This is a genomic window from Pseudomonas sp. A39, assembly GCF_058145955.1.
Window position 1 is genome coordinate 206,507 of record NZ_JBYVMD010000007.1, and the last position, 8,072, is coordinate 214,578.

Annotated in this window: 7 protein-coding genes and 1 riboswitch; of the genes, 6 read left to right on the forward strand and 1 reads right to left on the reverse strand. The window is 63.6% G+C overall.

The features are described 5' to 3' along the window. Positions 1-94: 94 nt before the first annotated feature. Positions 95-1,408 (reverse strand): PQQ-dependent sugar dehydrogenase, encoded by a 1,314-nt coding sequence (locus AC3ZU9_RS08075; protein ID WP_490090546.1) that lies wholly within the window; start codon positions 1,406-1,408, stop codon positions 95-97. 99 nt (positions 1,409-1,507) lie between these two features. After that, positions 1,508-1,760, forward strand: a riboswitch (cobalamin riboswitch). Between the two features lie 78 nt (positions 1,761-1,838). Between AC3ZU9_RS08075 and cobO the strand changes: the two genes are divergently transcribed. Genes cobO through AC3ZU9_RS08105 form a run of 6 tightly spaced genes read left to right on the forward strand, consistent with a single transcriptional unit; the run spans position 1,839 to position 7,832 of the window. Next, positions 1,839-2,450, forward strand: coding sequence for a cob(I)yrinic acid a,c-diamide adenosyltransferase (cobO, locus tag AC3ZU9_RS08080; RefSeq protein ID WP_015885241.1), 612 nt, complete (start codon positions 1,839-1,841; stop codon positions 2,448-2,450). After that, entirely contained in the window at positions 2,447-3,850 is a 1,404-nt protein-coding gene (locus AC3ZU9_RS08085; protein WP_102062007.1) for a cobyrinic acid a,c-diamide synthase CobB, read from the forward strand. The genes cobO and AC3ZU9_RS08085 overlap by 4 nt, the downstream gene beginning before the upstream one ends. Continuing rightward, positions 3,847-4,497, forward strand: coding sequence for a 5,6-dimethylbenzimidazole synthase (gene bluB, locus AC3ZU9_RS08090; protein WP_490090547.1), 651 nt, complete (start codon positions 3,847-3,849; stop codon positions 4,495-4,497). Before AC3ZU9_RS08085 ends, bluB begins: the two co-directional genes overlap by 4 nt. Beyond that, positions 4,494-5,402 (forward strand): adenosylcobinamide-phosphate synthase CbiB, encoded by a 909-nt coding sequence (cbiB, locus tag AC3ZU9_RS08095; RefSeq protein ID WP_046036015.1) that lies wholly within the window; start codon positions 4,494-4,496, stop codon positions 5,400-5,402. The genes bluB and cbiB overlap by 4 nt, the downstream gene beginning before the upstream one ends. Further along, positions 5,395-6,384, forward strand: a complete 990-nt coding sequence (gene cobD, locus AC3ZU9_RS08100) for a threonine-phosphate decarboxylase CobD (RefSeq protein ID WP_122810118.1) — start codon at positions 5,395-5,397, stop codon at positions 6,382-6,384. Before cbiB ends, cobD begins: the two co-directional genes overlap by 8 nt. Further along, the gene (locus AC3ZU9_RS08105) at positions 6,381-7,832 is read left to right on the forward strand and encodes a cobyric acid synthase (protein WP_015885236.1); all 1,452 of its coding nucleotides are present in this window, start codon (positions 6,381-6,383) and stop codon (positions 7,830-7,832) included. The genes cobD and AC3ZU9_RS08105 overlap by 4 nt, the downstream gene beginning before the upstream one ends. Positions 7,833-8,072 lie beyond the last annotated feature (240 nt).

The window sequence follows — 8,072 nt, forward strand, 5'->3', positions numbered from 1 at the left end:
CCACCGGATCCTCAGTGAACCCGGCGGGGGACAAGTCGAATCGTCGCGCCTCCCTAATCACAGCAAACCTCCTCCCACATTGGCTTTGCGGTGTTTATTTAGCCGCCGACACGCGCCACACCTTATTCCCCACGTCATCCGCCACCAGCAAATCCCCCTGCTGATCAATCACCACACCTACCGGCCGGCCCATGGCTTTCTCATCCTTGTCGAGGAACCCGGTCAGCACGTCCACCGGCTGTCCTTTGGGTTGCCCACTTTCGAACGGCACGAAGATCACCTTGTAGCCACTGTGCGGCTTGCGGTTCCACGAACCATGCTGGCCGATGAACGCGCCGTGGCTGAATTGCGCTGGAAGCTTGCTGCCCTCTGCGAATGTCAGGCCTAACGACGCCGTATGCGGGCCTACCGCGTAATCCGGTGCAATCGCTTTGGCCACCAAGTCGAGATTCTGTGGGTTGACGCGCACGTCTACATGCTGGCCGTAGTAGCTGAACGGCCAGCCATAGAAGGCGCCATCCTTGACCGAGGTGATGTAGTCCGGCACCAGGTCGCTGCCGATCTCATCGCGCTCGTTGACCGCTGTCCACAGCTTGCCTGTCTGCGGTTCCCAGGCCATGCCGTTGGGGTTGCGCAGGCCGGAGGCGAAAATGCGGTGCTGGCCGCTGGCGCGGTCCACTTCCCAGATCGCCGCACGGCCCTGTTCCGCTTCAAGGCCGTTTTCCCCCACGTTGCTGTTGGAACCGACACTCACGTACAGCTTGCTGCCATCCTTGCTGGCCACCACGTTTTTCGTCCAGTGGTGGTTCAACGGCCCGCCTGGCAGGTCGACCACCTTAGTACCGGCTTGCTTGATCGCGGTTTCGCCCGGTTGATAGGCAAAGCGCAACAGCTTGTCCGAGTCCGCCACGTACAGGTCGTTGCCGACCAGTGTCATGCCAAAGGGCGAATTAAGATTTTCCAGGAATACCGTGCGGGTTTCCGCGACGCCGTCGTGGTCGGCATCACGCAGCAGTGTGATGCGATTCGGGCTCGGTACCCCGGCACCGGCGCGGCCCATGACCTTTTCCATGACCCAGCCACGAATGCCTTTGGAATCATCCGGCTTGGGTGGCGCGTTGGTTTCCGCCACCAGCACGTCGCCGTTGGGCAGTACATACAGCCAGCGCGGGTGGTCGAGGCCCTCGGCGAACGCCGCCACCTGAGTGCCGGCAGCGGCGGTTGGCTTCACGCCTTCGGGCCAGCCGATGGCGGGCGCGATATTCACCGTGGGGATCAGGGTTTTGTTCGGTTCCGGCAATTTGGGCGAAGGCCCGGTGCCGTCGGAGACCTGGAGGGTGGAGCTTTCACCGCAGGCGGCGACGGTGCCGGCGACCATGATGAGTAGGGCAAGTCTGGTTTTATGCATGGTGTTCTCCTTAATACCTGTAAGGGTAGAGGAGGTAGCCGAGGCGTTGGTTCAAGTCCAAAGCCAGCTTTAATTGACGCTCCACCCCCAACCCACTAACCTTCGCGGCTTGTTCCAGGTGCTCCGTGACCCATGGGTCGACGGAGTGAAACAGGGAAGCCGGTGAGTGAGCGCACTTGTACACAGTGCTGCCGCAATTCCGGCGCTGCCCCCGCAACGGTAAATGAGTCAAGACGGTGCCTTTTGCCACTGTATCGCCAGCGATATGGGAAGGCGCACCGTCGGCCTGCCTGCTTGATTAACGCAAGCGCCACTCATGAGCCCGGAGACCGGCCTGAAACATCCAACAGCATCACGGTGGGCGATGCTTGGCTGTCTGTGTTTCTTTTTCCTGCCCGCCGTTTTTGTCCAGCCCCAACGGAGAGCTGCCATGACCGATTCCCCCGAACGCGACGAACGCCACCTGGCGCGCATGCTGCGCAAAAAAGCCGTGATCGACGAACGCATCGCCAATTCCCCCAACGAATGCGGTTTGCTGCTGGTATTGACCGGCAACGGCAAAGGCAAGAGCAGCTCCGCGTTCGGCATGCTGGCGCGGGCCATGGGCCACGGCATGCAGTGCGGCGTGGTGCAGTTCATCAAGGGGCGCAACAGCACCGGCGAAGAATTGTTCTTCCGCCGCTTCCCCGAGCAAGTGCGCTTCCATGTGATGGGCGAAGGCTTCACCTGGGAAACACAGGACCGCCAGCGCGACATCGCCGCCGCCGAAGCCGCCTGGGCGGTTTCCCGTGAATTGCTGCAAGACCCGACCATCGGCCTGGTGGTGCTGGACGAATTGAACATCGCCCTCAAGCACGGCTACCTTGACTTGGACCAGGTCCTCAGCGACCTGCAAGCCCGCCCGCCGATGCAACACGTGGTAGTCACCGGCCGTGGCGCCAAGCCTGAGCTGATCGAAATGGGCGACACCGTCACCGAAATGGGCATGCTCAAGCACGCGTTCCAGGCCGGTATCAAGGCACAGAAGGGCGTCGAACTTTGAATCAGCCCCGTCATTGCCCGGCCGTATTGATCGCCGCACCGGCGTCCGGCCAGGGCAAAACCACCGTCACCGCCGCACTGGCCCGTTTGCACCGCAACCTGGGGCGCAAGGTGCGCGTGTTCAAATGCGGCCCGGACTTCCTCGACCCGATGATCCACGAACGTGCCAGCGGTGCGCCGGTGTATCAATTGGACATGTGGATGGTCGGCGAGCAGGAAAGTCGCCGTTTGCTGTGGGAAGCGGCAGGGGAGGCGGACCTGATCCTCATCGAAGGCGTGATGGGCCTGTTCGACGGTACACCCTCGAGCGCCGACCTGGCGCGGCACTTCGGCGTGCCGGTGCTGGGTGTGATCGACGGCACCGCGATGGCGCAGACGTTCGGCGCGCTGGCGTTGGGCTTGGCGCGTTATCAGCCGGACCTGCCGTTCGCGGGCGTGCTGGCCAACCGCGTCGGCACCCTGCGGCATGCGCAATTGCTTGAAGGCAGCCTCACCGAAGGCTTGCGCTGGTACGGCGCATTGTCCCGCGAGACCGGTATCGAATTACCCAGCCGGCACCTCGGCCTGGTGCAGGCCAGTGAACTGAATGACCTCGATGTGCGCCTGGACGCCGCTGCGCAAGCGCTGGGCAGCAGTTGCGAAGTGGCCTTGCCGCCACCCGTGACCTTTGCCGCGCCGCAAATGATCCCCGCTGAGCCGTTGCTCAATGGCGTGCGCATCGCTGTGGCCCGCGACGAAGCCTTTGCCTTTACCTACGGCGCCAGCCTCGACCTGCTACGTGCGATGGGGGCCGAGTTGAGCTTCTTCTCGCCGATCCACGATCGCGAATTGCCTGACGCCGACAGTCTCTATCTGCCGGGTGGTTACCCGGAATTGCATCATCAGGCGCTGTCGGAAAATACCTCGATGCTTGACGCCATCCGTGCCCATCACGTGGCCGGCAAACCCTTGCTCGCCGAGTGCGGCGGCATGCTCTACCTGCTCGACTCGTTGACTGACGTTGAAGGCACCCGTGCCAAACTGCTCGGCCTGCTGCAGGGCGATGCCGTGATGCAAAAGAAACTGGCGGCCCTGGCGCTGCAAAGTGTCGAATTGCCGGAAGGCACCCTGCGCGGCCATACCTATCATCACTCCCTGACCAGCACCGAGTGGCAACCGATTGCCCGTGGCCTGAGCCCCAACGGTGGGCGCGGGGCCGAGGCGGTGTATCGGCAGGGACGGATGACGGCTTCCTACGTGCATTTTTATTTCCCGTCGAATCCGGCCGCGGTGGCCGCCTTGTTTGCGCCGGACCTTGAGACCGCCATCGCAGGCAAGCCAGCTCCCACCGCGACAGTGTTCACAGATCAACCTGTGGGAGGGGCGGTGCGAGGATTCGACTTGCCCGCGAAGAGGCCATGACCGACAACGCCTTCCCCGAGGCCGACCGCCAGGCCGTCTACCGTGCCATCGCCGAACGCCGCGACATGCGCCACTTCAGCGGCGGCACTGTCGCCCCCGAATTGCTCCACCGCCTGCTGCAGGCTGCACACCAGGCCCCCAGCGTTGGCCTGATGCAGCCCTGGCGCTTTATTCGCATCAGCGACCGCGTGTTACGTAGCCAGATTCAACAGTTGGTGGAGGAAGAGCGCGTGCGCACTGCCGAGGCCCTGGGCGAACGTTCCGACGCGTTCATGAAGCTCAAGGTCGAAGGTATTCACGATTGCGCCGAAGTCTTGGTGGCGGCGTTGATGGACGATCGCGAGCGGCACATCTTCGGCCGGCGTACCTTGCCGGAAATGGACATGGCGTCGTTGTCCTGTGCAATCCAGAACCTGTGGCTGGCGACCCGCGTCGAAGGCCTGGGCATGGGCTGGGTGTCGCTGTTCGAGCCTCAGGCCTTGGCCGATCTGCTGGGTTTGCCGCCCGGCGCGAAACCCTTGGCCGTGCTGTGCCTGGGGCCAGTGGACGCGTTCTACCCGGCACCGATGTTGCAGCTCGAAGGCTGGACCGAACCTCGGCCATTAAGTGACATGTTGTATGAGAATGTGTGGGGAGTGAGTCAATGAGTGTGGCCTTGCTGTGTGTCGCTGCCGTGGCGCTGGACGCGCTGCTGGGTGAACCGAGGCGCTGGCATCCGCTGGTGGCGTTCGGCAATTTCGCCGGGCGCATCGAGCAACGTTTCAACAGCGGCGGTCGCGGCTGGCGCAGCCATGGCGTGACCGCGTGGGTGATCGCCGTGGTGCCGTTGACGCTGCTGGCCACCGCCTTGTCGTGGGCGCCGTATATCGGTTGGGTCCTGGAGATCCTGGCGTTGTACTGCGCACTCGGCATGCGCAGCCTCGGCGAACATGTGATGCCCGTGGCCCAGGCCCTGCGCAGCGATGACCTGGAGGAAGCGCGCAAGCGTGTGAGCTACCTGGTCAGTCGCCAGACCAGTGAGCTGGACCGCACCGAAGTCGCCCGCGCCGCCACCGAGTCGGTGCTGGAAAACGGCAGCGATGCGGTATTCGCCGCGATTTTCTGGTTTGTGGTCGCTGGCGTGCCGGGCGTAGTGCTTTACCGCCTGAGCAACACCCTGGATGCCATGTGGGGCTATCGCAACGAGCGCTTTGAACGTTTCGGCTGGGCGGCGGCAAAAATCGACGATGTGTTGAACTACATTCCCGCGCGCCTGGTGGCGTTGACCTACGCCGTACTCGGCAAAACCCGACTGGCGCTTCAATGCTGGCGCACTCAAGGCCCGACGTGGGACAGCCCCAACGCCGGTCCGGTGATGGCTGCCGGTGCCGGCGCCCTGGGCGTGGAGCTGGGCGGCGCGGCGATCTATCACGGTGAAGTGCACCAGCGCCCGCCATTGGGCGAAGGCCCGGCGGCGGATGCCGATTCCATCGACCGGGGCTGGCAACTGGTGCAGCGCGGCGTATGGTTGTGGCTGCTGATCCTATGTGCGGGGGCGCAATTCTATGCTTGAACACGGTGGCCGGCTGCGCAAGGCAGCGATTCAGTACGGGATAGCCGAAGCCAATTGGCTTGACCTGTCCAGCGGCCTCGCGCCCTGGCCCTGGCCGATTCCCGAGATCCCCTTGCGCGCCTGGGCGCGCCTGCCGGAAACCGACGACGGCCTGGAGCAGGCTGCCGGCGAGTATTACGGCGCTGCGCACCTATTGCCGGTGCCGGGCTCCCAGGCGGCCATCCAGTTGCTGCCACGCCTGCGCCGCGCCGGCAAGGTCGGGGTGTTGTCGCCGTGCTATGCCGAACACGCCGAAGCCTGGCGCCGTGCCGGTTACGTGGTGCGCGAAGTGCAGGAGCAGGAAGTCGATTTCTTTCTCGATAGCCTCGACGTGCTGGTGGTGGTCAATCCCAACAATCCCACTGGCCTGAGCCTCACCCCGCAACGCTTGCTGGACTGGCATTCGCGGCTGGCCCGGCGCGGCGGCTGGCTGGTGGTGGACGAAGCCTTCATGGACGTCACCCCGCAACTGAGCCTGGCGGGCCAGGCGCATCAAGTCGGCCTGATTGTGCTGCGCTCGTTCGGTAAATTCTTCGGCCTGGCCGGCGTGCGACTGGGCTTTGTATTGGCCGAACGCAAGCTGCTCAAGCTGCTCGCCGAACAGGTCGGGCCTTGGGCCGTCAGCGGCCCGACGCGGGTGTTGGGCCAAGTGTGCCTGCGCGACACCGCCGGGCAGGCGCGGCAACGCGTGCGTTGCATTGAGGCGGGACAGCGTTTGTTCGCCTTGCTTGAGCGCCACGGCTTTCAACCCCAGGGCGGCTGCGCCTTATTCCAATGGCTGATCACGCCCCACGCCGAACGCCTGTACGAATTCATGGCCCAGCGCGGTATTCTGCTGCGCCTGTTTGTTCACGACAGTAGCCTGCGTTTTGGCTTGCCCGGCACTGAGGTCGACTGGCTGCGCCTCGACGAGGCCCTGGCCGCCTATAAGGAAGCTGCATGAGTACGCTGATGGTGCAAGGCACCACCTCCGACGCCGGCAAAAGTACCTTGGTGACGGCGCTGTGCCGCTGGCTGATACGCCAGGGCGTGGCGGTCGCGCCGTTCAAACCGCAGAACATGGCGCTCAACAGCGCGGTGACGGCCGAAGGCGGCGAGATCGGTCGCGCCCAGGCGGTGCAGGCCCAGGCCGCCAACCTGGCGCCGCACACCGATATGAACCCGGTGCTGCTCAAGCCCAACAGCGACACCGGCTCCCAAGTGATCATCCATGGCCGCGCCGTGACCAGCATGAACGCGGTGGCCTATCACGACTACAAAGCCATCGCGATGCAAGCGGTGCTGGCCTCCCACGCACGGTTGAGCGAGGCCTACCCGGTGGTGATGGTAGAAGGCGCAGGCTCTCCGGCCGAGATCAACCTGCGCGCCAATGACATCGCCAACATGGGCTTCGCCGAGGCGGTGGATTGCCCGGTGCTGCTGATCGCCGACATCAATCGCGGCGGTGTTTTTGCCCACCTGGTCGGCACCCTGGAATTGCTGTCGCCCACGGAACAGGCGCGGGTCAAAGGGTTCATCATCAACCGTTTTCGCGGCGACATTGCATTGCTGCAACCGGGATTGGATTGGCTGGAAGCACGCACCGGCAAACCGGTGGTGGGCGTATTGCCTTACGTGATGGACCTGCACCTGGAAGCCGAAGACGGCATCGACCGGCGTCAGATCGACAAGGCGGCGCAGGTGCTCAAGGTGGTGGTGCCGGTGTTGCCGCGTATCAGCAACCACACGGATTTCGATCCGCTGCGCCTGCATCCCCAAGTGGATCTGCAGTTCGTCGGCCCAGGCCAGCCGATTCCTGCCGCCGACCTGATCATCCTGCCAGGCTCAAAAAGCGTGCGCAGTGACCTGGCCTATCTGCGCGCCAACGGCTGGGAAACCGCCGTGGCACGGCACCTGCGCTATGGCGGCAAGGTGCTCGGTATTTGCGGCGGTTTGCAGATGCTCGGCGAGCAGGTGCATGACCCGCTGGGCCTCGAAGGGCCCGCCGGTTCCAGCGATGGCCTGGGGTTGCTGGCGTTCAGCACCACGCTGGAAGAAGAGAAGCAGCTGCGCAACGTGCGCGGGCGTTTGTTGCTCGAGGATGCGCAGGTCAGCGGGTATGAGATCCATGCGGGCGTGACGACCGGCGATGGCTTGTCGAATGCTGCGGTGTTGTTGGATGACGGGCGCAGCGATGGTGCCCAGAGTGCGGATGGGCAGATCCTTGGCACTTACCTGCACGGTTTGTTCGAAACAGCGGCGGCGTGCAGTGCTTTGCTGCGTTGGGCGGGGTTGGAGGATGTGCAGGCAGTGGACTATCACGCTTTGCGCGAGCGTGATATCGAGCGTCTGGCTGACTTGGTGGAAAACCATTTGGATACTGAACTGTTACGTGAGCTATGTGGGATTTGACGGTGTGCACGCGATTCCAGTGTGGGAGCGGGCTTGCCTGCGATAGCGGCGTGATAGCCGACCCCTATTTAACTGATGCCCCACGTTCCAAATGTGGGAGTGGGCTTGCCCGCGAAGGCGTTGGGTCGGTGTACATATCCATTCCTGTGGTAACGGCTGCTGGTGGTTCCGCTCTTACAGCGGGTCACTTTTGGAAGGACCCAAAAGTAACCAAAAGGTCCTCGCCCCACCACTCGGCAC